Annotated in this window: 30 protein-coding genes; all 30 read left to right on the forward strand. The window is 63.8% G+C overall.

Translation table 11 applies throughout. The features are described from left to right. Positions 1 to 165 precede the first annotated feature (165 nt). The 30 genes from ACFO27_RS06585 to ACFO27_RS06730 all read left to right on the forward strand — a co-directional run bounded on the left by ACFO27_RS06585 (position 166) and on the right by ACFO27_RS06730 (position 22,238). Positions 166 to 465 (forward strand): DUF3077 domain-containing protein, encoded by a 300-nt coding sequence (locus ACFO27_RS06585; protein ID WP_376816617.1) that lies wholly within the window; start codon positions 166 to 168, stop codon positions 463 to 465. Then, on the forward strand, positions 462 to 1,376 hold the full coding sequence (locus ACFO27_RS06590; protein WP_376816618.1) for a BRO-N domain-containing protein: 915 nt from the start codon (positions 462 to 464) through the stop codon (positions 1,374 to 1,376). Before ACFO27_RS06585 ends, ACFO27_RS06590 begins: the two co-directional genes overlap by 4 nt. After that, complete coding sequence (locus ACFO27_RS06595; RefSeq protein ID WP_376816619.1) at positions 1,373 to 1,996, forward strand: hypothetical protein; 624 nt, start codon at positions 1,373 to 1,375, stop codon at positions 1,994 to 1,996. Before ACFO27_RS06590 ends, ACFO27_RS06595 begins: the two co-directional genes overlap by 4 nt. Then, positions 1,993 to 2,361 carry an ASCH domain-containing protein gene (locus ACFO27_RS06600; protein WP_376816620.1) on the forward strand — a complete coding sequence of 123 codons (369 nt, stop codon included), beginning with the start codon at positions 1,993 to 1,995 and terminating at the stop codon, positions 2,359 to 2,361. The genes ACFO27_RS06595 and ACFO27_RS06600 overlap by 4 nt, the downstream gene beginning before the upstream one ends. Beyond that, positions 2,351 to 3,727: a site-specific DNA-methyltransferase gene (locus ACFO27_RS06605; RefSeq protein ID WP_376816621.1), complete on the forward strand. Its 1,377-nt coding sequence runs from the start codon at positions 2,351 to 2,353 to the stop codon at positions 3,725 to 3,727. Before ACFO27_RS06600 ends, ACFO27_RS06605 begins: the two co-directional genes overlap by 11 nt. Then, positions 3,727 to 5,868: a phage terminase large subunit family protein gene (locus ACFO27_RS06610; RefSeq protein WP_376816622.1), complete on the forward strand. Its 2,142-nt coding sequence runs from the start codon at positions 3,727 to 3,729 to the stop codon at positions 5,866 to 5,868. The genes ACFO27_RS06605 and ACFO27_RS06610 overlap by 1 nt, the downstream gene beginning before the upstream one ends. Before the next feature lie 20 nt (positions 5,869 to 5,888). Beyond that, positions 5,889 to 6,419 (forward strand): hypothetical protein, encoded by a 531-nt coding sequence (locus ACFO27_RS06615; RefSeq protein WP_376816623.1) that lies wholly within the window; start codon positions 5,889 to 5,891, stop codon positions 6,417 to 6,419. Beyond that, the gene (locus ACFO27_RS06620; protein ID WP_376816624.1) at positions 6,416 to 6,739 is read left to right on the forward strand and encodes a hypothetical protein; all 324 of its coding nucleotides are present in this window, start codon (positions 6,416 to 6,418) and stop codon (positions 6,737 to 6,739) included. Before ACFO27_RS06615 ends, ACFO27_RS06620 begins: the two co-directional genes overlap by 4 nt. Beyond that, a complete protein-coding gene (locus ACFO27_RS06625) occupies positions 6,739 to 6,981 on the forward strand; it encodes a hypothetical protein (protein ID WP_376816625.1) in 243 nt (80 codons plus the stop codon). Before ACFO27_RS06620 ends, ACFO27_RS06625 begins: the two co-directional genes overlap by 1 nt. A gap of 81 nt (positions 6,982 to 7,062) precedes the next feature. Beyond that, positions 7,063 to 7,341, forward strand: coding sequence for a hypothetical protein (locus tag ACFO27_RS06630; RefSeq protein WP_376816626.1), 279 nt, complete (start codon positions 7,063 to 7,065; stop codon positions 7,339 to 7,341). Positions 7,342 to 7,417: 76 nt separating this feature from the next. Further along, positions 7,418 to 7,675, forward strand: a complete 258-nt coding sequence (locus ACFO27_RS06635) for a hypothetical protein (protein ID WP_376816627.1) — start codon at positions 7,418 to 7,420, stop codon at positions 7,673 to 7,675. Positions 7,676 to 7,754: 79 nt separating this feature from the next. Further along, the gene (locus tag ACFO27_RS06640; RefSeq protein ID WP_376816628.1) at positions 7,755 to 8,507 is read left to right on the forward strand and encodes a hypothetical protein; all 753 of its coding nucleotides are present in this window, start codon (positions 7,755 to 7,757) and stop codon (positions 8,505 to 8,507) included. Between the two features lie 95 nt (positions 8,508 to 8,602). Continuing rightward, positions 8,603 to 8,833: a hypothetical protein gene (locus ACFO27_RS06645; RefSeq protein WP_376816629.1), complete on the forward strand. Its 231-nt coding sequence runs from the start codon at positions 8,603 to 8,605 to the stop codon at positions 8,831 to 8,833. After that, positions 8,830 to 10,302, forward strand: a complete 1,473-nt coding sequence (locus ACFO27_RS06650; RefSeq protein WP_376816630.1) for a phage portal protein — start codon at positions 8,830 to 8,832, stop codon at positions 10,300 to 10,302. The genes ACFO27_RS06645 and ACFO27_RS06650 overlap by 4 nt, the downstream gene beginning before the upstream one ends. Positions 10,303 to 10,352: 50 nt before the next feature. Next, positions 10,353 to 11,435: a head maturation protease, ClpP-related gene (locus tag ACFO27_RS06655; protein ID WP_376816631.1), complete on the forward strand. Its 1,083-nt coding sequence runs from the start codon at positions 10,353 to 10,355 to the stop codon at positions 11,433 to 11,435. A gap of 15 nt (positions 11,436 to 11,450) precedes the next feature. After that, positions 11,451 to 12,452, forward strand: coding sequence for a major capsid protein (locus tag ACFO27_RS06660; RefSeq protein ID WP_376816632.1), 1,002 nt, complete (start codon positions 11,451 to 11,453; stop codon positions 12,450 to 12,452). A 2-nt stretch (positions 12,453 to 12,454) separates the two neighbouring features. Beyond that, complete coding sequence (locus ACFO27_RS06665; RefSeq protein ID WP_376816633.1) at positions 12,455 to 12,775, forward strand: hypothetical protein; 321 nt, start codon at positions 12,455 to 12,457, stop codon at positions 12,773 to 12,775. Beyond that, entirely contained in the window at positions 12,775 to 13,266 is a 492-nt protein-coding gene (locus tag ACFO27_RS06670; RefSeq protein ID WP_376816634.1) for a glycoside hydrolase family 108 protein, read from the forward strand. Before ACFO27_RS06665 ends, ACFO27_RS06670 begins: the two co-directional genes overlap by 1 nt. Then, on the forward strand, positions 13,266 to 13,889 hold the full coding sequence (locus ACFO27_RS06675) for a hypothetical protein (RefSeq protein ID WP_376816635.1): 624 nt from the start codon (positions 13,266 to 13,268) through the stop codon (positions 13,887 to 13,889). Before ACFO27_RS06670 ends, ACFO27_RS06675 begins: the two co-directional genes overlap by 1 nt. Next, on the forward strand, positions 13,882 to 14,208 hold the full coding sequence (locus ACFO27_RS06680) for a head-tail joining protein (protein WP_376816636.1): 327 nt from the start codon (positions 13,882 to 13,884) through the stop codon (positions 14,206 to 14,208). Before ACFO27_RS06675 ends, ACFO27_RS06680 begins: the two co-directional genes overlap by 8 nt. Continuing rightward, on the forward strand, positions 14,205 to 14,741 hold the full coding sequence (locus tag ACFO27_RS06685; RefSeq protein WP_376816637.1) for a phage tail protein: 537 nt from the start codon (positions 14,205 to 14,207) through the stop codon (positions 14,739 to 14,741). Before ACFO27_RS06680 ends, ACFO27_RS06685 begins: the two co-directional genes overlap by 4 nt. Next, positions 14,738 to 15,250, forward strand: a complete 513-nt coding sequence (locus ACFO27_RS06690) for a hypothetical protein (RefSeq protein WP_376816638.1) — start codon at positions 14,738 to 14,740, stop codon at positions 15,248 to 15,250. Before ACFO27_RS06685 ends, ACFO27_RS06690 begins: the two co-directional genes overlap by 4 nt. Next, positions 15,247 to 15,912: a phage baseplate assembly protein V gene (locus ACFO27_RS06695; RefSeq protein WP_376816639.1), complete on the forward strand. Its 666-nt coding sequence runs from the start codon at positions 15,247 to 15,249 to the stop codon at positions 15,910 to 15,912. The genes ACFO27_RS06690 and ACFO27_RS06695 overlap by 4 nt, the downstream gene beginning before the upstream one ends. Positions 15,913 to 15,986: 74 nt before the next feature. Beyond that, complete coding sequence (locus tag ACFO27_RS06700; RefSeq protein ID WP_376816640.1) at positions 15,987 to 17,498, forward strand: phage tail sheath subtilisin-like domain-containing protein; 1,512 nt, start codon at positions 15,987 to 15,989, stop codon at positions 17,496 to 17,498. A 34-nt stretch (positions 17,499 to 17,532) separates the two neighbouring features. Beyond that, positions 17,533 to 18,039, forward strand: a complete 507-nt coding sequence (locus ACFO27_RS06705; protein WP_376816641.1) for a phage major tail tube protein — start codon at positions 17,533 to 17,535, stop codon at positions 18,037 to 18,039. 13 nt (positions 18,040 to 18,052) lie between these two features. Then, positions 18,053 to 18,262, forward strand: a complete 210-nt coding sequence (locus tag ACFO27_RS06710; protein ID WP_376816642.1) for a hypothetical protein — start codon at positions 18,053 to 18,055, stop codon at positions 18,260 to 18,262. Beyond that, entirely contained in the window at positions 18,259 to 18,504 is a 246-nt protein-coding gene (locus tag ACFO27_RS06715) for a phage tail assembly protein (RefSeq protein ID WP_376816643.1), read from the forward strand. Before ACFO27_RS06710 ends, ACFO27_RS06715 begins: the two co-directional genes overlap by 4 nt. A 228-nt stretch (positions 18,505 to 18,732) precedes the next feature. Then, entirely contained in the window at positions 18,733 to 21,219 is a 2,487-nt protein-coding gene (locus ACFO27_RS06720; protein WP_376816644.1) for a phage tail tape measure protein, read from the forward strand. Beyond that, positions 21,216 to 22,031 (forward strand): phage tail protein, encoded by an 816-nt coding sequence (locus ACFO27_RS06725; protein ID WP_376816645.1) that lies wholly within the window; start codon positions 21,216 to 21,218, stop codon positions 22,029 to 22,031. Before ACFO27_RS06720 ends, ACFO27_RS06725 begins: the two co-directional genes overlap by 4 nt. Continuing rightward, positions 22,032 to 22,238: a tail protein X gene (locus ACFO27_RS06730; RefSeq protein ID WP_376816646.1), complete on the forward strand. Its 207-nt coding sequence runs from the start codon at positions 22,032 to 22,034 to the stop codon at positions 22,236 to 22,238.

Below are 22,238 nucleotides of genomic sequence, written 5' to 3' on the forward strand. Positions count from 1 at the left end.
GGCTTTTTCTGTCGATGCGCGCAGCATGGCACCTCTATGGGCGGGCCATGCGGGAGGGCTTCGGCCCTGCCGGTTCCTTTGTGCCGGTCTTCCAACCTGCATGTGCCCGCCCACCTCGTTTGGAAGCGAGGCGGCGGCTCCCGACCACCACAAAGGAGTCATGCCATGACTGGTAAATCCTGGCGCGCGCCCGCGCTTGTCGCCCCACCTGGAAGCATCCAGGCCACCACCACCCAAGAAACCCCGTTCTGCCTGGCCGATGCCAGCGGCTACTCGCTGTTCGCCGTGCGCGAGGGCGTGCGCGCCGATACCGCGCTGGCCCAGGCCGCCAGCATGCTGCGCACGGCCCATGGCCTGCTGGTCAATTCCAGCGAGATGGGCGACGACGACCAGTATGCCGCCGGCCTGTTCCTGCTCGAGGGCGCCAGCGCCCTGATCGATTCCATCAACGGGGGCCAGCCATGAACAGCCTGATCCCCTTTGATTTCGATCAGCACCCCGTGCGCGCCGTGGCCGGTGATGACGGCAGCGCCTGGTTCGTCGGTCGTGACGTGGCCGAGGCCCTGGGGTATGCCGACACCGTCAATGCCATCAAGCAACACTGCAGGGGGGTGGCGAAACACCACCCCCTTCCGACCGCCGGCGGCATCCAGGACGTCCGTCTGATCTCCGAGCCGGATCTGTACCGCCTGGTGGTGGGCAGTCGTCTGCCCGCCGCTGAACGGTTCGAGCGCTGGGTGTTCGAGGACGTCCTGCCCACCATCCGGCGCACCGGCAGCTACTTCGCCCAGCCGGCCGCCGCCGACATGCGCGGCGTGAACACCGCCTTCTGGCTGATCCCGCCCGCCGTGCGCGCGGCACGCAGCCTGGGCCTGCAGCGTGAAGCCGCCATCGTCGCGGCAAACCGTACCGTCGCCAGCCTGACCGGCGTGGACGCCATGGCGCTGCTGGGCATCGAGGCCCCGGCGCCCGAGGCGCTGGCCGCGCCCCGGCCCGAGGCCGAGTTCCTGCTGGCCTGGCAGCACGGCGCCGTGGTGCTGGCCGACGACGCCGACCCGCTGCCCTTCGTGCCCTGCACCGGGCGGCAACTGCACACGGCCTATCTGCTGTGGTTTCGCCGTGAAAAGCGCCAGGGCTGGCCCCAGGCTGAAACGCAGTTCGTGGGCTTCGTCGGCCGTCAGCCTGGCTGGGTGGCGGGCCGCCCGCAGCAGACCTACCGCGACCGCGCCCACGCCCAGCGCCTGGCCCGCAAGATGGTCATCCCCGCCAACCTCATGCCGCCCATGAGCCAGACCCGCACGGAATGGCTCACCGAGGGCTATTTCAACTTCCAGGCCGCGCTGGGCGCGGCGCAATCCACCGGAGACCAGGAATGAACCACGACGACATCTCTTACGCGCTGGCAAAGCAGCTTGGCAGCGCCTATGCCATCGAAAGCAACTACGGCGCCATCGAACTGGACGATGAACTGCGCCAGGCCATTGACGCCGCTGTGCGGCCGATCCTGCAGGCCCGTTTGGCCGCCGCCGGGAAACAGCCGGATTTCGCCGAATGGTTCGAGAAACAGCAGGGCGTCTCCCTTCTTGATGCCTATGTTGGCAAGAGGATCACGCCCGCGCTGACCAGGGAAATCATGACCCACGTCGAGAGCTATTGGTCATCCCTTCGGGCGCAAGCAGATCCATGCTCGCTGCCCGTTCCCGCTGTCTTTGATGTCCTGAACGAACGCACCCGGCAGGTCGAGGCCGAGGGGTGGACGTCGGAGCACGATGACGAACATGTGGGCGGTGAAATGGCAGTTGCAGCGGCCTGCTACGCCATGCACGGCACCAATCGTTCGGGCCGACTGTACGCCATTAAAACGCTTTGGCCGTGGGATCAGTCGTGGTGGAAGCCAGCCGGACACCGTCGCAACCTGATCAAGGCGGCCGCTCTGATTCTCGCCGAAATTGATCGCCTGGATCGCGCGGTCGCACGCCAGGGTGGCCCGCTATGAAGGTCTTGTCCATTCGCCAGCCCTGGGCTTGGCTCATCGTCAACGGCCACAAGCCCGTCGAGAACCGTGACTGGCCTACGCACCAGCGTGGCCCGATTCTGATCCACGCATCCAAGGGCATGACACGCGATGAGTACGATGGGTGCCAGGATCTGGCCCGATCTCTCGGCATCGCCATTCCAGCATTCGACGCGTTGGAGCGCGGTGGCATCGTCGGTCAGGCCGTGATCACCGGGTGTGTCACGGATCACGCATCCCCATGGTTCTTTGGTAGGTATGGGTTCGTGCTGGCTGACGCCAGGCCTCTGCCGTTTCGGCCGCTGCGCGGGCGGCTCGGGTTCTTCGAGGCCGACTATGCAGATTGAAAGCCTGCCCATCGACCGGCTTGTCCCGTATGCGCGCAACAGCCGCACGCACAGCGATGCGCAGGTGGCCCAGATCGTGGCGTCGATCCGGGAGTTCGGTTTCACGAACCCGATCCTGATTGACGCCGAGGGCGGCGTCATTGCGGGCCACGGCCGCATCCTGGCCGCCACCCGGCTGGGCATGGCCGAAGTGCCGTGCCTGCGCCTGGGCCACCTGACAGACGCCCAGAAACGCGCCTACGTGATCGCCGATAACAAGCTGGCGCTGAACGCGGGCTGGGACGAGGCGATGCTCGCCGCCGAGTTGCGGGATCTGGCGGACATGGACTACGACCTGGGCCTGACTGGTTTCGCCGACGATGAGATCAAGGTGTTGCTGGCTGAACTGGATGCTGCGCCCACGGGCGCCACCGACCCCGATGCCGCACCGCCGAAGCCCGACGTTCCGGTGAGCCGCCCAGGCGACGTCTGGACGCTGGGCCGCCACCGCGTCATGTGCGGCTCGAGCACCGACCCGAAGGCCTGGGCCAGGCTCATGCGCGATGATCGCGCCGATATCTGCGTGACTGATCCACCGTACAACGTGGCCTACGAGGGCAAGACGAAGGATCGCCTGACGATCCAGAACGATTCCATGTCGGCTGGCGACTTCCGCCAGTTCCTGCTCGATTTCTACCGAGCCGTGTTCGACGTCATGGTGCCGGGCGCCCCAATCTATGTCTACCACGCCGATACCGAGGGCCTGAATTTCCGCAGCGCCTTTATCGAAGCCGGGTTCAAGCTGTCGGGGTGCCTGATCTGGCGCAAGAACACCATGGTGCTGGGCCGGTCGGATTACCAGTGGATGCATGAGCCGATTCTGTACGGCTGGAAGCCCGGCGCCGCGCACCGTTGGTATGGCGGGCGCAAGCTCACCACCATCCTCGAGCACGGCGAAGGTGGCGCGGTTCGACGTCTGGACGATGGCCGCTGGGCCGTCCAGGCGGGCGATGACCTGCTGATCGTCGACCCCAGCGCCACGCTCGAGCAGCACCTCGGATCTGTCATCTATCACGACAAGCCCGCGCGCAATGGCGAGCACCCGACCATGAAGCCCGTCAGCCTGATCGAGCGCAACCTGCGCGCGTCATCGCGGGCCGGTGACATCGTCATCGACGGCTTCGGCGGATCTGGCAGCACCCTCATGGCGGCGGATCGCCTCGGCCAGTCAGCCCGGCTGATGGAGCTTGACGGCGGGTACGTCGACGTGATCGTGCGCCGCTGGCAGGACTATAGCGGGGGGGGGGGCGCGCCTGGAGGGGGATGGGGCCTCTTTCAACGAAATCATGGCGGCCCGCGCCGCCGAGATGGTGTAGGGCTGCACTGATGGCGACCTTATCCGACCTGCAAACCGAGCGCGAAAAACTGCGGGCGCTGGAGGCGAAAGCCACATATGACGCCGCGCTGGCTGACACGGCCAGCCACAAGGATGTCGTGGCGGCCGCCGCCGCGATGCGCGCCGCACTGAACACGGCGATGCGCGGCATACCGCGCGTGCTGGCGATGGCCATCGACGGTGAAACCGACGAGACCCGCGTCCACTATCTGCTGTCGGATGCCATCCACACCGCGCTCACCGGCATCGGCGTCGACGTTGAGCAGGCCTGCACGGCGTTGCCCCCAGCCGGTGAGCAGTTCAAGCGTGGCGCGCAACCGCGCGATCTACTGACGGTCAGCCAGTGGGCCGACCGCCACCGCTGGCTGCGCTCTGGCACGAATGCGCCGGGCCGCTGGAACACGGCGCTTACGCCGTACCTGCGCGAGATCATGGATGCGCTCTCCGAGCACAGCCCGGTGCGCTCCGTCGTGTTCAAGAAATCGTCGGGTGTGGGCGGCTCCGAGGTCATGATGAACTGGGTGGGTTACGTCATGCACCACCTGCAGAACAAAGACATGCTGGTGGTTATGCCCACGCTGGAACTGCGCGACAGATCCTTCAACCCGCGCATGGCGAAAATGGTGGAAGAGACCGAAGCGCTGGCGGGCCTGATCTCGCGCTCGGCGCGCGACAAGACGAACCGGGCCGACGTGGTCGAATACGGCGCCCACGCCCGCATCATCCGCAGCGGCGCGAACAGCCCGGATTCCCTGCGTTCCGATCACCTACCTTACGTCATCACCGATGAGGTCAGCGCCTTCCCCTGGGACGTCGGCGGCGAGGGCGACCCGATGACGCTGATCGAAAACCGGCAGCGCACATACAGCCGCGCGAAGTCGTATTTCATCAGCACGCCCACGGTCGCCGGGCGCTGCCGCATCAGCCTGCTGTATTCCCGCAGCGACCAGCGCCGCTACCATGTGCCGTGCCCGTCCTGCCACACGCTGCAGCACCTGGAGTTCGACCGCACGGGCGTCGCCGATCACGGCCTGAAATGGCGTACTGCGCCGCCCGTCGACGAAGAAACCGGCGAGGTTCTACGCCCGCGCGTGCTGTCGGCCTGGTACGTCTGCAAGAATTGCCACGCCGAGATCCCCGAGTCCAGCAAGACCGACATGCTGTCGCACGGCAAGTGGATACCAGCCCGGCCCAGCATCAAGCGCACCCGCGGCTACCACATCAATGCGCTGTACGCGCCCGTTGGCCTGGGCGTGTCCTGGCGCGACATCGCCCAGAAGTGGCTGGATTGCCAGGGCGACACGTCCGAGATGAAGGCCTTTGTGAACACCTATCTGGGCGAGGCCTGGGCCGAGCAGGGCGACAGCATCGAGGATCTCTCGCTGATCTCCCGCCTGGAGGATTACGACCCGATGGCGCTGCCGTTTCGGCTCATCACTGCCGGCGTGGACGTCCAGAAAAATCGCCTCGAGGTCAGTTACGTCGGCTGGGGCGAGAAAGAGGAAGCCTGGCTGATCGACCATGTGATTCTGCCGGGAGACACGGCCCAGCCGGAAGTATGGACGGCGCTCGGCGAGTCGCTGGTCGAGCACAGGGTGCGCCAGGCCGTGGTGGACTCTGGCTACAACACCAGCATGGTGTACCAGTTCTGCGCCACGCGCCGCTGGGCTGTTCCCGGCAAGGGCCTGGCGGGCACGGCTCGCCCGCTGGTCGAGGATGAAAAGCGCCGCATCGCGCGCCTGCGCCGCCGGGTCAAGCACCAGCACGCCGTCGAGCCTATTGGCGTTGACCAGGGCAAGGCCTTGATTTACGCGCGCCTCAAGATGGACAAGATCGGCCCAGGCTACATCCATTTTCCCCGCGAGTCCGCGTTCGACGATGAGTATTTCGCGCAGCTTGGCGCCGAGAAACTTGTCACGAAGGTGCGCGGCACCCGGCCTTTTCAGGAATGGGTGCAGATCCGTGCCAGGAATGAGACCCTGGACTGCCTGGTGTACGCCACGGCCGCGATGCGGCTGTCCCGCGTGAACCTGGATCAGCCGCCACCCCCACCACCAGATCCCAACCATACGGCAGCGCCTGCGCCAGCGCGGCGCCGCCGCGCCGTCAGCCGCGCGCTGTCACCCCGATAACCCGACCAGAGGACACGACCATGAACAACAAAATCGCAGCCAGCCAGAAGAACACCGTGCTGGACGATATCGCCGCCGAGATCGGCCTGCGTGCCACGATCCTGCTGGCCGCCTGGTGGGGTGGGCGCAACATCGTTGTGCCCGACACTCGCCCGGAGCACAGCGTCATCGCCAAGGTGATCGGCGAAGAGGCCGCCCGTCGGTTGAGCGCCGCCTGGCCGGGCGCCCAGATCTTCGTGCCGCGCCTGACGTGGTTCGAGGAAATCCGCAAGGCCAGGCAGGTTCACAACCTGCGGGCGCGTGGCCTGGCCTGGCCCGAGATTGCGCAGGTGATGGTGATGACCCGCCGCGAGGTCGAGGACATGGGCGAGATCGGCCGGTTCGCGGCCGAGGCCGTCGCCCAGGAAAAGACCGGCCGCATCGCCGCACCTCTCTTTGAACTGGAACGCCCACAGGTGCGCGGTGGGCGTGGCGGCCAGACACCCAAGCGCACAAATCGTCCCGCAAAACCTGGGCAGCAGCCCGCCACTAAATCCGGAGAATCATCATGACACTCGCTCATCAAAACGTGTTGTCGGCCGACGATGTGATGGCCTTGATCCGCGCGGCCGAATCCCGCGCTGCCACCTATGAGGAATTCGCCCGCGATATCGAGGCGGCTGCGCTGGAGAAATTGCAGCGCCACGATATCGAGGGCCTGATAGACCGGGCTTATATTGAGTTCGATGCCATGCGCAGCGGCACGGGCGATTTCAAGGGGCAGGTCTGGGATGAGTGCGATGCCTTCAAGGCCCACATGCGACGCTTCGCGTATGCCCGGTATCATGCACTGATCGGCCAGGTGCTGAAATCGAACAAGGACGGGTCGTGATGGACAACATGATGAAGATTGCGGCGGGGATCTATCTGGTACGCACACAGGCCGGATTTCGCCAGGCGATCAAGGCGGAGTTTTCAGACCATTGTGAGGATTGGGTTATGCGAGACGTAGAGGGGTGGCCGACCAGCTATCCTTCCGTCGTCTCCCTGTCGCTGGGTTACAGAGGCTCTTTGTTCGTCGACTGCAACAGCGTTCATGTCAACGTGATTAGGGCTGCAATATCGGATGCTTAGCACCGTCAGTCCAGCGCGCCGCCATGGGTATTTGAGCGCGATTCCGGGAAATCCGGCAGGCTTCCTTTATGAAGGTACAGAATGAGCGACCAAGCAACTGTGGTTTTAATCGGGGGCGACAGGAACGGCGAACACGTGACCGTAGCGGCGCCTCCAAAGAGTTACATCCGTATGGCCCGCCCGCCATGCGGCGGAATGAACCATGACGTAGATACCTACTCTTTACAAGTGCTCGCCCTTAACGATGAGCGAAGGTTTTTCTATGTTCTGGATGGAACGCCGGAGGCTGATGTCATCAACGTGGCGACTGCCCACTGGTATGAGGCTTCTCGAGACTGGATGCCAGACTATCCGGAATAGGATCGAGGGTATTTAAGCGAAAGTTCAGGATTTCCGGCAGGCTTCCTCATAGGTAACATATAAAAGGAAGTGGATAATGAATGTTTCAAATACCCATGAGGTTTCGTTCTTCAACTGCGGCCTGTCGGAGCATCTGCTCTCTGTCCGCCCAGGCGTTTCACAGGATGCGGCTTTGCATTGCGCCGCCGACGTCCTGGCGACGACGCACAGCCTCTTGCTGGCCGCCGATGAGATTGACAGCGAGGCGGCGCGCGCCGCCGCGATCCTGCTTGTCGAGGTCGCTGGTGCAGTTCTGAACGCGACTACACGCCCATCCCCGGAACCGACTGACTGACGCCGCTCGGGTGATGCTATCATCGGTCGGTGAGTTTTTGTAACTGCCACCGACCGATGGTCAGAAAAGGGAATCAACGATGAGCATGGCACTTTTACTTTTCATACTGGCCCTTGCGTGCCTGGTGCTGCTGGTGTTTGGCCTGGTGAAGCCGACCAAGGTGTTTCTTGGTGCTGAGTCCACGCGCGGCAAGGTCGCCAAGGTATACAGCACCGGATTTCTGGTGCTGCTCGTTGCATTCGTTGTCGCTGTTCCAAAGCCAGAACGTCAAGCCCCCGCCTCCGCTGTCGCAGCGGAATCCGCCGCACCCGCGCAGCAGGCCGCCCAGGTGGCCACGGACAGCAGCGCGGCGGGCGCAGCAAAGCCAGAGGAAGTCCAGCGGGAGGCGACCCTGGGCCTTTCTCCAGATGAGTTCCGGCAGCGGTTCAATAGCATCGTCGGCGCCGTGGATGACAGCTACAAGGTCGCCGAGTTCGACGTGGAGGATGGCCCCGTCAATAATACGTTCAAGCGCGCCATTGGCCCCAACGTCGCCATGGTCGGCACCGTCAGCAAGCAGAGCGGCCTGACAAAAGGGCTGATGCTGGTCGTCTCCGGAGGCACTGGCACGGAGAGTGTGAAGGCCGTTGCCACTCTGCTCGCGGCCGCCCAGGCGGCCAACCCGGACGCCCCAAAAAAGCAGGTCGCTGATGCAGTCATGGCCATGACCCAGCAGGCACTGGAAAACATCAAGACAGGCGAATCTGTCAAAAAGACCGTTGGTAATATCGAGTATGTGGCTGGCGCGAGCGACGTGACAGGCCTGATGCTCTCCGTCAGTCCCGTCGAGTAAGCCGGCCCCGCTGACCTGCCAGCAAACCCCGCCGCAGGAAGCCCCACGCCCCAGCAGTCAGACTGGGCGGCATCCACATCAGGACGCCGCCCAGCATGGCCTATACAGCAGAAGACCTCGCCGCCATCGACAGCGCCATCGTTGCGCTGTCCTCTGGCGAGCGTGTCACGGAAATCCGGTTCACTGATCGCCTGGTCAAATACCAGGAAGTCACAGCCAACGAACTGCGCACTCTGCGCGCCGAAATCGTGCGGCAACTCGGCCCGCAGCGCGTCCCGCTGTCCGGTCGCATTTGGGCCTGCACTCAAATCGGGAAGGGTCTATGAGGCCCGCATCGTCGGCCGTTCGCAAGCCGCCGGGGTTGCTTGCCCGCCTTTTCGGTCACACCACCAAGCCTCAAGCCAGCACGCATGAGGCCGCCAGCGTAGGCCGCCGCCTGCGCGCCTGGCTTCCCTGGGACAGTTCCCCGCGCCGCGAGCATATGCGCCTGGCGCTTCTGCGCGCCCGCGCCCGCGATGCCTGCCGCAACAATGCCATCGCCCGCGCCGCGATTGACCGCATGACGTCGGATTTCATCGGGATCGGCGTTTCGCCGAAGCCTTTGGCGCAGGCCGAGACCATGCGCATGCGCCTGATCGATTCCTGGGAGGCATGGTCGCTGGAATGCGACGCGGATGGGCAGACGGATTTTTACGGGCTGCAGACGCTGGCGATGCGCTCCATGCTGGAGTCCGGCGAAGTTCTGGCGCTGCTTGAACCGGATGAGGCGACAGGCATACCGCTGAAAATCCGGCTCATCGAGTCAGACCATCTTCCATTCAAGAACGAAACCCTGGACAACGGGCACCGGATCATCGACGGCATCGAACTGGATAAGCGTGGCCGGCGCGTGGCCTACTGGCTGCACCCGAACCATCCGGGCGACATCAACATCACGAACAATGAGCCGGTGCGCGTTGATGCCCGCCGGGTGCTGCACCTGTTCGAGTCCACCCGACCGGGGCAGTTACGCGGCGTCCCGGCGCTTGCGCCCGTGCTGGTGCGCCTGAAGGATCTGGACGAATTCGACGACGCGCAGCTTATTCGGCAGAAGATCGCCAATTTGTTTGTCGGGTTTATCACCCGGCCCGCGTCCGATCCACTGTCTCAACCCATTGGCCCCGACAACCAGCCCCTGCCGACAGAGCCGTCAGAGCAGCCCGCGCTGGAGTTCGAGCCAGGCCTGCTGCAGGAATTGTCCGAGGGTGAAGACGTCACATTCTCCGAACCGCCCGGTGCGCCGTCCGGCTATCGGGAATTTACCCGCGCTCAACTGCACATCGTCGCCGCCGCCCTGGGCATTCCGTACCCATTCCTGACGGGCGACTATAGCGACATCAATGACCGCGTGGTGCGCGTCGCCATCAATGAGTACAAGCGCCGCGCGATGGCGCTGATCCGCAATGTCCTGGTGCCGAAGTTCTGCGACCCGATCCGCCGTGCCTGGGTGGATGCGGCCGTGCTGTCGGGGGCGTTGCCAACGGGGCAGAGCGATCTGAAGCTCACGCGCTGGACGCCGCACGGCTGGGCGTACATCCAGCCCGTGCAGGATATCCAGGCTGACGTCCTGGCGATCAACAACAAACTGAAGAGTCGCAGCGAGGCATTGCTCGAGCGCGGGTACGACGCCGAGTTGATCGACCGTGAGATTGCGGCCGACCTGGAGCGTGAGCGCGATCTTGGATTACCTCCGTCGCCGACCGCCTCTACCACGCCGACTCCGGAGGAAACCGCGCCGCAGGAACCCGCCAAGTGAGGGGCGCACTATGACCGCAGCTTCTCCCCGGACAGGAAAGGAACCAGGTTATGAAGAAGAAATGGTATGAAATCAAGGCGCTGGCGTCCAATGGCGCGCCGGTCGCCGAGGGCCAGCCAGCCGCGCAGTACGAGATATCCATTCACGGCGACATTGGCTATTGGGGCGTGACGGCCAGCGAGTTTATTGCCGAATTCAGCGCCATTCCGGCTGACGCCCAGATTTTGCTGTCCGTCCATTCGGACGGCGGCGAGGTGCTGGAGTCTTTGGCGATCTATCACGTCATGGCCCGCGCTCGCGACCGCATCACGGCCCGCGTGGAAGGCCTGGCAGCGTCCGCCGCCAGCGCGGTCGTCATGGCTGCGGGCCGCATCGAAATGCCCGCCAATGCGTATTTGATGATTCACAGCCCGTTTTCTGTTGCGGTGGGCGATTACAGCGAGTTGCGCGCCGCCTCGGACGTCATGAAGAAGTTGAACGATAGCTACGCGGCCATCTATTCGGAGCGCTCCGGCAAGGACGTTGCCGAGGTCGAGGCGATCATGGCGGCCGAGACATGGCTCAATGGCGCGGAGGCGGTCGCTGCCGGTTTCGCCGATGTGGTTCTTGACGCGCTGCCCGCCCAGGCACACCTGTCCGAGCACGCCCAGGCGAAATTCCACAAGGCTCCGAAGGCGCTGGTGGACGTCACCGACCCGAAAACGGAGCCTTCCGATCCTCCTGCTGATCCGTCTACCGATCCGGCGAACGTCCCAGCGTCCGATCCGATGTCTGCCGATGCGGTCGCCACGGCATGCGTTGATGCCGGTTTCGCGGCCCTCGCGGCACCGCTTATCCGCGCATCGGCCGATGCTCCGTCGGTCACCCAGCGTTTGAATGAGGCCCGCGAGATTTTGGCCTTGGCCAAGTCCGCCGGGCGCCCTGACGACGCCGAATTGCTGGTGCTGGCGGGGGTGTCCGTAGAGACGGCCCGCGCCCGCCTGACGGCCGCCCGTGCCGCCGGCGTGCCCGATATCAGCGCGCATGCCCCATCGGACGCCCCTACCGAACCACAGGACGATAAGCCCGTCGCTAAGAGGCTCGATTTCCGCAACATCTATTCCGCCCGCCAGGCGGCCAACAAAGTCGCTTGATCCAAGGAGCAAAGCATGAATCTCGGCATTTTCGATTCCGATAAATTTTCCCTGCAGGAACTGACCGCAGCCATCAATGAGGCCCCAGCCCTTCCGTCGCGCCTCGCCACGCTGGGCCTGTTCCAGGAAGACGGCATCACCACGACAAGCCTGGGCATCGAGAAAGACGCGGACACGCTGACCCTTGTCCCCAATCAGGCACGCGACAGCGATACGCCGAACCAGACCGGGGGCAGCACCCGTGGCCTTGTCCTGTTTCCCACGACGCACCTGCCCACCCAGGACACCATCAAGCCCGATGACGTGCAGAATCTGCGCGCTTTCGGCAAGGCGTCAGACGAAGAGACCATGGTGGCCTTCGTCAACAAGCGCTTGCGGAAAATGCGCCGCCGTCTCGATGCCACCATCGAATATCAGCGCGTCGGCGCCATCAAGGGCACCATCGTCGACGCGGATGGCGTTACCGTCATCAGCAACCTGTTCACGCAGTTCGCCCTGACGCAACAGACGCATGAACTGTCGCTGAACGTTGCCAGCGCGGATATTCGCGGCGAGTTGCTCGGCGCGAAGGACAAGATGGAATCCGCCCTTGGAAACGAGGTCAGCACTGGCGTCCGGATGATCTGCGGGAAGACGTTTTTCCGCACGTTCATTGCGCATGACAAGGTACTGAAAGCCTATGAGCGCTGGGAGTCCGGTCAGTTCGCCCGGAATGATCCCCGCGCTGGCTTCGATTTCGCGGGAGTGACGCTCGAAGAGTTCAAGGGCGGCATCGGGGCTTCCCCGTTCATCGCTGACGGCGAGGCATACCTGTTCCCCGAGGGCGTCGAGGATATGTTCATCACGCGCTTCGCGCCGGCGAACTATAACGAGACCGCCAACACCATCGGCCTGCCGTACTACTCCAAGCAAGAACCCAAGCCGTTAGGCAAGGGCATCCTGGTCGAGGCGCAGTCCAACCCCATCAGCATCTGCACCCGGCCGCGCGCGGTCATCAAACTGACGATCAAGGCGTAAGCATGTCCGACGACCGCGATAACACCTTGCGCGTCGAGATCGGGGTCATCCGCCGCAATCTGGAAGAGGTGCATGGCACCATGACCAAGGTTGCGGCGGCGCTGGAACGTTTGACGCGGCTGGAGGAACGGCACGCCCATACGGCATCGGCCCTGGAACGCGCCTTTAATGCCATCTCCAATATCGAGAAGCGCCTGGCCGCCCTGGAGCGGTTCCAGCCCATGCAGCGGCTCACAACAAGCTGGGTGATCAACGGCGTTTGGGCTGTCGCGGGCGCGGTCGGCACCATGGTGATCAACAAGATTTTGACGGGTGCGCCGTGATGAACTTCGATTCCGCGTTCGACCGCCTGATCGGACATGAGGGCGGCTACGTCGACCACCCGGACGACCCCGGCGGCGAGACCAACTGGGGCATCACGCTGCGCACGGCCCGCGAGACGGGCTACACGGGCAGCATGCGCGACCTCACCCGCGATCAGGCCAAGAAAATTTACCGGACGGCGTACTGGGGTCGCGCCCAGGCGGATCAGTATGACCCCGCAATTGCGTTTCAGCTTTTCGATGCTGCCGTGAACCACGGCATCGGCCAGGCCATCCGGTTCCTGCAGCGCGCCGTGGATGTTGCCGACGATGGTGTTGTCGGCCCTGTGACGCTGGCGGCAGTGCGTGCCATGTCCGTCACGGACGTGCTGTCGCGGTTCAACGCGGAGCGCCTGGAGTTTTATACGAAATTGTCTACATGGCCGACGTTTGGCAAGGGCTGGGCGCGGCGGGTGGCCGGAAATCTCAAATATGCGGCGGAGGATTCGTGATGGATTGGAAAGACGTTGCAGGGGTCGTCGGCAAGGCGGCCCCGATTCTCGGCGGCATTCTGGGCGGCCCGGCCGGCGCTGCGGTGGGTGGACTGATTTCCACCGCCCTCGGCACCGACGCGACGCCCGATGCAGTGTCCGACGCGATTCTGCGCGATCCGGATGCCGCCATGAAGCTCAAGGAATTGGAGGTCAACTCCAAGATTGAACTGCAGAAGTTGGCTGTGACTGCGGAGCAGAATCGACTGCAGGCCGCCGCTGCGCAGTTTTCCGCCGAAGCCGCCGACAGGGACAGCGCACGGCGCCTGGCCGCACAGCAGCCGCGTGATTGGGTGCGCCCGACCATCACGATATTGCTGCTGAGTGGCGCGATTGCCATCGTGTGGTTCGTGTTTTCCGGCATGGCCGAGGGCCTGCTGCGCGATGCCACAGCGAGTCTCACCATCGGCACCGTCATTGGGTACTGGTTCAACGAATTAAAGCAGACCCTGGCGTTCTGGTTCGGAACCACGGGCGCCGCGCAGCATTCGGACGCGGACATCCGGCGGTTTGCGATGACGCCGGGCACGGTGACGCTGGACAGCGATGGCAAGCCGGCAATCGCGAAGGCACCCGATGCCTGATTTCAGTGCCTTGGGTGCCCGCATGGACGCGGCGATCATCGTTCACCTGTCCGATGCTGCCACCCTGGACGGGGCGCCAGTGCGTGGCATGTTTGCCGCGCCGTGGATTCAGCCCAGCCTGGGCACTATGCACACCGGGGTCGTCGAGCCGACTTTGCGGGTGCGTGATAGCGTGGCAGCATCGGCCTCTGAGGGCAGCATCGTCGTGGCACCGGCAGGGAGTCTCATTGCGCCGTCTGGCTGCACATTCGAGGTGGTTGGCATCGAGCCGGACGGCACCGGGTTTTCCGCGCTGGTGTTGCGCGAGGTGCAGCCATGATCGACTTCACCGCAGAGTTCTCCCGCGAGGATCTTGATCGCCTGCTGGGCATGTTTCAGATTTCCAAGGAAGCGTGCCGACGCGCCGCCCGGCGCGCTGTCAGGAAAACCGCGAAGTGGACGGAAGGCCAGGCCGCGCGCACGATGTCGGCACAACTGCGCATTCAGCAGAAGATCATCCGTCAGCGCCTGCGGACGTACACCAAGGGCAGCGGCCTCGATCAGAAGGTTTGGCTCGGGCTGAATTCCCTGGCCGCCCGGCGCCTCGGCATCCCGAAGCGACGCGGATCTGGCACCCAGGTTGGCCGCCATTTCTTCGAGGGCGCGTTTCCCATTCAGAGGTACGGTGGCGGCGTGTATCGCCGCACCGGCCCCGGCCGCTTTCCGCTGGAGTTGGCAAAAATGGAAATCGACGAGGTGGGCGCCGACGCGCTGCGCGAGGCGGTAAGGAAAACCGAGGCCCGGCTGTTGGAGATCATGCGTCAGGAACTGCGGTACGAGTTCAGCAAGGCACTGAAAAAGGCCGCGTCATGACGACGATTATCGATTTCGCTGACGCCCTGGCAGACGGCCTGCGCGCCAAGCTCGCGGATGTTCCGACCGTCAGCGCAGATCCGCCGCCCAGACAAAAGCGCAGCCTGAAGCTGCCAGCGGTCTATCTCGATATCGACGATATTGAACCGATGCAGGAGGCGGGCGACTCCCGACTGCTTGCCGATGTCCGCTGGAATGCGTACTGCCTGTTCGACCCGAATCAGGCCCGCGCCGATCTTTTGCTGCGCGCCTTTGCGGCCCGCGTCGCTGTCGCCCTGCACGAAATCCGCCGGCCCGTTCCTGGGCACGGCCACATTCGCCTGTCGCGCGCCGGTGACGATGCCTTCCGGCCAGCACTTGACGGGTATCTTTGCTGGGTTGTGGAATTCAATATCGAGATCGCCCTGGGTGAACTCGAGGCGCCAGGCGTTACGCCGTCAGAGATCCACATCGGACAGAGTCCAGCCATTGGCGAGCATCATGCCGACGACTATGAGCGCATAGCATGAGCGGCCTGGCCGACCTTGAGCGCCGCCTGTCCGATCTCGAGCGCCGATTGGCAAATGTGGTAAGGGTGGGCACCATCGTCGAAACCGATTATGCGCATGGCAAGGTGCGCGTGTTTTGCGACGACTTCACCACTGGCTGGCTCCCCTGGAAAACACGCCGGGCGGGTGGCGATATCGACTGGTGGGCGCCCGAGATCGGCGAGCAGGTGGAAGTGATCGCCCCATCGGGGCTAATGGAGGGGGCCTCCGTTGGCCCTGCACTTTATTCGGATCAGTTTTCGGAGCCAGCGGCGAGTCCGGATCTGCACATCATTCGCTACAAGAACGGAGACACCATCACTCATGACCGTGCCGCCGGATCGCTGCTCATCAAAGTCGCCGGCCCCGTGAACGTCGACGCCGGGGGGCCGGCCACGGTCAAGACGCCCAGCGCGAAGGTCGACGCGCCCGAAACGACCATCACCGGCAATGCCACCATCGAAAAGAAATTGACGGTCAAGGGCGGCATGTCGGTTTCGGGCGGCGCTGGCGGGGCGGCAGCGGAGTTCGAAGGCGGCGTCAAGGTCAAGGGCGGCGACGTCCAGGCCGACGAGATCAGCCTCAAGGGTCACACACACACGGAACAGGGCGACGGCGCCGACGTCAGCAAGCCTCATCCGTAACCTGTACCCCGCCGCAGGAAGTCCGGGCGTTTGAAATTCAACATGTGCGTATCTCCAACCAAAGGAGCATCCACATGCCCGAACAGTTCCTGCACGGCGTTGAGGTTGTCGAACTCGACTACGGCGCCCGCCCCATTTCCACTGTCCGATCCAGCGTGATCGGCCTCATCGGCACCGCACCCGACTCTCAGCCGCAGGCTACTGCCTCCCTGACCCTGGGTTCTGTGTCGGCCAACACGGCGCTGACGTACACCGCCACCGCGCCCGGCGCCGCTGGCAACAACATATCGATCAAATACCGAGATCCTGGCGCACCGGATGCCGTGCTGCAGGTGTCCGTCTCCGGCACCGCGATCACCATCTCCCTCGCCACGGACGCCGAGGGCGTCGTTACCTCGACGGCTACCTTGATCGCCGCCGCCGTGACGGCAAGCGCCGCCGCGAGCGCCCTGGTGACTGTCGATGATACGGACGGTTCCACGGGCGCCGGCGTGGTGCTCGCCAGTTCCACCCGGTTTATGAGTGGCGGCGCCGATGAGGCGTTCCCCATCAACGTGCCGGTGCTGATCGCCGGCAGCCGTTTGGAGGCCGCGCCGCTGGGCGCGTCCGGCACACTTCCCGCCGCTATCGACGCGATCTTCGACCAGGCCGGCGCCATGGTCGTGGTTGTGCGCGTCGAGGAAGCCGACACGCCCGAGCAGACGAAGAGCAACATCATTGGCGGCGTCAGCCCCGTGGGGCAGTATCAAGGCGTCCAGGCCTTCCTGGGCGCGGAGAGCATTGTCAAGGTACAGCCGAAGATCCTGGTGGCACCGGGCTGGACGAACGATCAGGCCGTCGTGTCCGAGATGATGGGCATTGCCGAGCGGCTGCGCGCCGTGATCCTGGCCGATGGCCCGAACACGACGGATCAGGATGCGATCAGCTACCGCGAGAAGTTCGGCTCCCCGCGCGTTTATATCATCGATCCGTGGGTAAAGGTGTGGGACACCGAAGCCAACGCCGATGCATTGCAGCCAGCCTCGGCCCGCGCTGCTGGCATGATTGCCCGCTCGGACAATGATCGCGGATTCTGGTGGTCGCCCTCGAACACCGAAATGTACGGCATCACGGGCACGGCGCGCGCCGTCGATTTCGTCCTGGGCGATGTGAATGCGCGCGCCAATTACCTGAACGAAAACGAGGTGGCCACGATCATTCAGAAGGACGGCTACCGTCTTTGGGGGAATCGCACCTGCTCGTCCGACCCGAAGTGGGCATTCTTGTCTGTCCGGCGCACTGCCGACATGATCAACGAGAGCCTACTGCGCGCCCATATGTGGGCGGTGGATCGGAATATCACGAAGACCTACGTCGATGACGTCCTGGCGGGCGTGAACGCTTATCTGCGCCACCTGGTCGCGGTGGGCGCGATTCTGGGCGGTAGCGCCTGGGCCGATCCGGCGCTGAATACGCCCGATCAGATCAGCCAGGGCATTGTGTACTTCGATTTCGATTTCACGCCGCCGTACCCCGCCGAGCACATTGTGTTCCGCTCGCGTCTGGTCAACGACTACATCGAGGAAGTGTTTGGTGTGGCCGCCTAATCCACGCCGATAACGACAGAAAAAGGAACAGATCATGATCGCGGATATTCTCTATGACCTCAACCTCTTTGTGGACGGTCGCGGCTATGCCGGGCGCGTTAAAGAGATCAAGCTGCCCGTCATCAAGCCGAAGCTGATGGGCTACCAGGCCGGCGGCATGGCCGCCGAGGTCGACGTACCGATGGGCCGGTTTGAAAAACTGGAATCCGAAGCCACGCTCTACGCCTTCGATAAGGACGTGCTGAATCTCATGCGCGTTCTTCCGGGCGAGCAGTTCGCGTTTACGGCGCGCGGCGCCATGGTGTCCGACGACGGCACGAAAAAGCCCGTAGTCGTCACGATGCGCGGCCTGCTGACCGAGGTCGACATGGACACCTGGAAGCCCGGTGATGAGATGCCGCTCAAGCTCAAGATGAGCTTGCGGTATTACAAGCTGCAGATCGATGGCGCCGATGTCTACGAAATCGACCCCGTGAATTACAAGGCCGTGGTCAACGGCGTCGATCAACTCGAAACCACCCGCCAGCATCTGGCAATCTAAAGGAGCAGTACGCATGAAAACCTATCGCGCACTAAAGGCGTTTCCGCACGGTAACAGCCATGTCGCCGCCGGCGCCATTGTGAATCTGACCGACAAACAGGCCACCTTCCTGATCGGATTCGTGGAGCCGGTCGATTCGATACCCACCGCGCCCGCTCTGGCCGAGGCGCCCGCCGCCGACGCTGATGAGGATGGCGGGAAGAAGAAGGGAGCCAAGAAATGAGCGATCGCACGACTGTCGAACTGAAATATCCGGTCGAGATCGATGGTGCCCAGGTGTCGTCGCTGACGCTGCGTCGCCCGAAGGTGCGAGACAACCTGGCGGCCGAAAAGATGGGCGGCTCCAATGCCGAGCGTGAAATCGCCTTGCTGGCCCTGCTGGCAGAGGTTTCCCCCGCTGCTCTCCATGAATTGGATATGGGAGATTATGCGGCCCTGCAGAAGGCCCTCACCAGTTTTTTTTAATTAGCACTCGGGAGACGTGGCGGTTGTGCGCGTACCTCGCAACGGCGACGGGGTTTTCCGTCGAGTCGATCCGCGATATGGATCTCGACGATCTGGCACGCTGGGCCAGCGAGATTTCGGATCTGCGCAAATCCGAGCAGCAGGCCTCGAGGGGGCATTGATCGCGGCCTGCTGCATTTTCACACCCGCGCGCCGCTCGGGGCAAAAAAGTAGTCTGGGGGCTTCCATATGGACAATCTGAATCTCGGCGTCATCATCGGCGCGACGTTGTCCAGCACGTTCAATAATGCCGTCACGTCCGCCCCTAAAAAGCTGCTGAAAATCGGCGACGCTCTCCAGTCGATCAGTCGCCGAGACAATCGTCTGAAGATCCTGCAGGGCGCTGAGTTCGATCTGGAAAAGAGCCGCGCCAAGCTCGCGGCCGTCAGCCGCGAACTGATGCAGGTCAAAGCCGCGATGCGCGGCGCCGACGGCAAAGAACTGGAGGTATTGAAGAACAGGGCCGCTGCCCTTGAGAGGCAGCAGGGCACTTTGGCCACCCGTGTCGAGCGCGCACGCGAGAAGGTGCGCCAGGCCGCCACAGCGCACAAGGAAGCCGCAGCGGCGGCCGACAAGCAGACGGGGAGCCTGGGGCGCCTGGGCAAGTCCCTGGAGACGATTCGATCCCGTGAAGAGTCGCTGGCGCGTGCCATGGCGGCGCAGGAGCGCGCCCAGCAGCGGCTGAGTTCCGCTCGCGCAGGCCTGTTCGATGCCGTGGCCATCGGCGCGGGCCTGAAGGCCGCATTCTCCGGCGCCGGGGAACTGCAGGCGAAGCTCACCGACATCGGCATCACGGCAGATATCCCTGCCGCGAAGATGAAGGAGATCGGCGCGGCGCTCACCACCGTCGCCCGTGAATCCGGCCAGACGCGCGAGAGCCTGGCCTCCGGCCTGCAGGTGCTTGTCGCGGCGGGCCTTGATAGCGACCGGGCCGTGCAGTCCCTGTCAGCCATCGGCAAGACGGCCACCGCCTCCGGCGCGTCTGTGGAGGACGTGTCGCGCACCGTGTTCTCGCTGCTGGACAACCTGAAAGTGGCTCCGGGCGACGCAATCAAGGCGATGGATATGCTGGTCGCCGCCGGTAAGGCTGGCCGGTTTGAACTCAAGGACATGGCGAAGTACTTTCCCGCCATGACCGCTGATGCCGCCAAGCTCGGACTGTCGGGAACCGCCGCTGTCGCCGCCATTGGATCATCGCTGCAGGTCGCCCTGAAGGGCGCCGCCGACCCCAGCGAGGCGGCCAATAACATGAAGAACTACATGGCGAAAATAACGGCCCCGCTGACCGTGAAGAATTTTGCCAAGTTCGGCGTCGACCTGGAAAAGGAGTTCAAGGGCTGGGCGGCAAAAGGACTTAATCCCATTGAGGAATCGCTCAAGCTGGTGCAGAAACTTACGCACGGCGACGCGTTCAAGATGGGCGAACTGTTCAATGACGTGCAGGTCAAGGCCTTCATCACGCCGCTGCTGCAGAATATCGACGAATATAAACGGATCAAGGCGGAGGTCGAATCTTCGACGGGCACGGTGGAAGCTGACGCCGCCCGTCGTCGCAATGAAGACCCCACCCAGAAATGGGCGGAGCTTGGCGAGGCGCTCACTCAATTGCGCGACAAGGCCATCACGCCACTGTTGCCGCCGCTCACGAAACTCATCAATCAGTTCATCGCCGCCGCGGCGCCGGTGTCGGCGTGGATGAGCGAGAATGAGACCCTGGTGGGCGTCCTGGGGTCGACGTTCGCCACGCTACTTGCCGGCAAGGTGGCATTCTCGGCAGCGTCCTATGGCATCGGCCTGGTTCGCGTCGCGTGGACGGCCTTGGGCGTGGCCGCCACGGCCAACCCGCTGGGCCTGGCCCTCAAGGTCATTGCGCTGGCCGCTGGCATCGTCTGGGCGAATTGGGACAAGATCGGCCCGCTATGGAGCAGCTTCTGGTCGTCGGCCACCAGCGTCGTCACCGGCGCCTGGGAAACCATCAAGAACTTGTGGGCAGGCGCCACCAGCTTTTTCTCGGACGTCTGGGTGCAGGTTCAGGCGGCGTTCTCTGGGGGCATCGGCAGCGTCGTGGCGTTGCTGGTCAACTGGTCGCCTGTCGGTTTGATTTACAAGGGCATTAGCTCTGCGCTGTCATCGCTCGGGGTCGAATTGCCCGGCAAGTTCAGCGAACTTGGCAGCATGCTGATCCAGGGCCTGGTGAGCGGTATCGGCAGCATGGGCAGCGCGGTCAAGGGGGCCATCGGCAACGTCGCCGATAACACGATTGGGTGGTTCAAGGAAAAGCTGGGGATCAAATCACCGTCGCGCGTGTTTCTCGGCTTGGGGCAGATGGTCGGCGCGGGCGCCGCGCAGGGCATTGGCAGTACGGCCCGTGCAGTGGGCCGCGCCACGGCCGGCCTGGGCCTGGCCGCGAGCATGGCGTTTCAGCCTGCGCTGGCCGCCGGTATGCCAACCGTCGCCACCGCCACCAGGCTCACAGGCCTGGCGACACAATCGGCCGCTCCGACCGGCACGGCAGCGCAGTCGGCCCAGCAGGCGGCGGCGGTCACACAGCACTTTGAGTTTCACATCACACAACGCAGCGGCGAGGATGCCGAGGCCCTGGCCCGGCGGGTTGCCGAGTTGGTGCGTCGCCAAAACCAAAGCACCCAGCGTGCCGCCCTGGGGGATTGGGCATGATCGGATTTGATATCGACGTCACCAACGTGGCGAAGCGTGCGGCAGATGCCCTCACGGGCAATAGCTTGATCAAGATGGCAAAGGGCTTCGTCGATCAGCCAACCGAGATGCTTGGCGGCCTGGCTGATCGATACGGTTTCACCGCTGCAGGCACCGCGCTGAAGACTGGCCGTATCGATGATCTCGTCTCTGCTGTTGGCGAGGATGCCGTTGGGCTGCTCGCCAAGGAAGGTGCGCGTCAACTGAATGTTGCAATTGACGCGGCCGCAGGCCAGCTTATCGGCCTGCTGCAGGCGCTCAATGGCAGCGATCCGCCACCCGCCGGCGACGTGCTGTTGATCCTGGGGGCCTTTCCGTTCATGGTGGGCACCGCCGCACACCAGAGCCTGAAGCGCACGAACGAGTATAGGTGGGCCAAGCAGGACAGGCTGCTGCGCACGCCAGCGCGGCAGTTTGTGGGCGTCGGTGATGAGCGCGTGGATCTGGATGGCTATCTGCTGCCGCACTATACAGGTGGCGCCGACTCGATCACTGTTCTGCGGGCTGCTGCGGCGCGCGGCGAGCCGCAGGAAATGATAGACCACTTTGGGATGGTCTATGGGCGCTATGTTGTCGAGAGCATCCAGGAAACGGGCAGCGAACTCGACGCCCATGGCCAGCCTCGGCGAGTGGATTTCACTTTGTCCCTATCGATTTATGGGGAAGACGCGCTGCCGCTTGCCGGCGCTGCCGCTGCCGTGGCGATGGCGGCGAGTGGCGATGAGCCGCTGCCATCGGCCGACGCCACCAATCAGGGCACCATGGAGGCGTAAATGCAGACCTACCTCACCCGCCACGGCGAAACCCTGGACGCCATCGCATGGCGCGTATACGGGACAGAGCAGGCCGTGCATGCCATCCTCAAGGCCAACCCCCATGTCACATACCAGCCAGCGGAGTTGCCGCCTGGCCTGAAGCTGACGCTTCCGGATGCCCCCGTTTCAGCCCGTCCGGTGCAAACCGTCCGGCTGTGGGCGTAG

Source organism: Castellaniella denitrificans, from assembly GCF_042653765.1.
GTDB classification, from domain to species: Bacteria; Pseudomonadota; Gammaproteobacteria; order Burkholderiales; family Burkholderiaceae_B; genus Castellaniella; species Castellaniella denitrificans.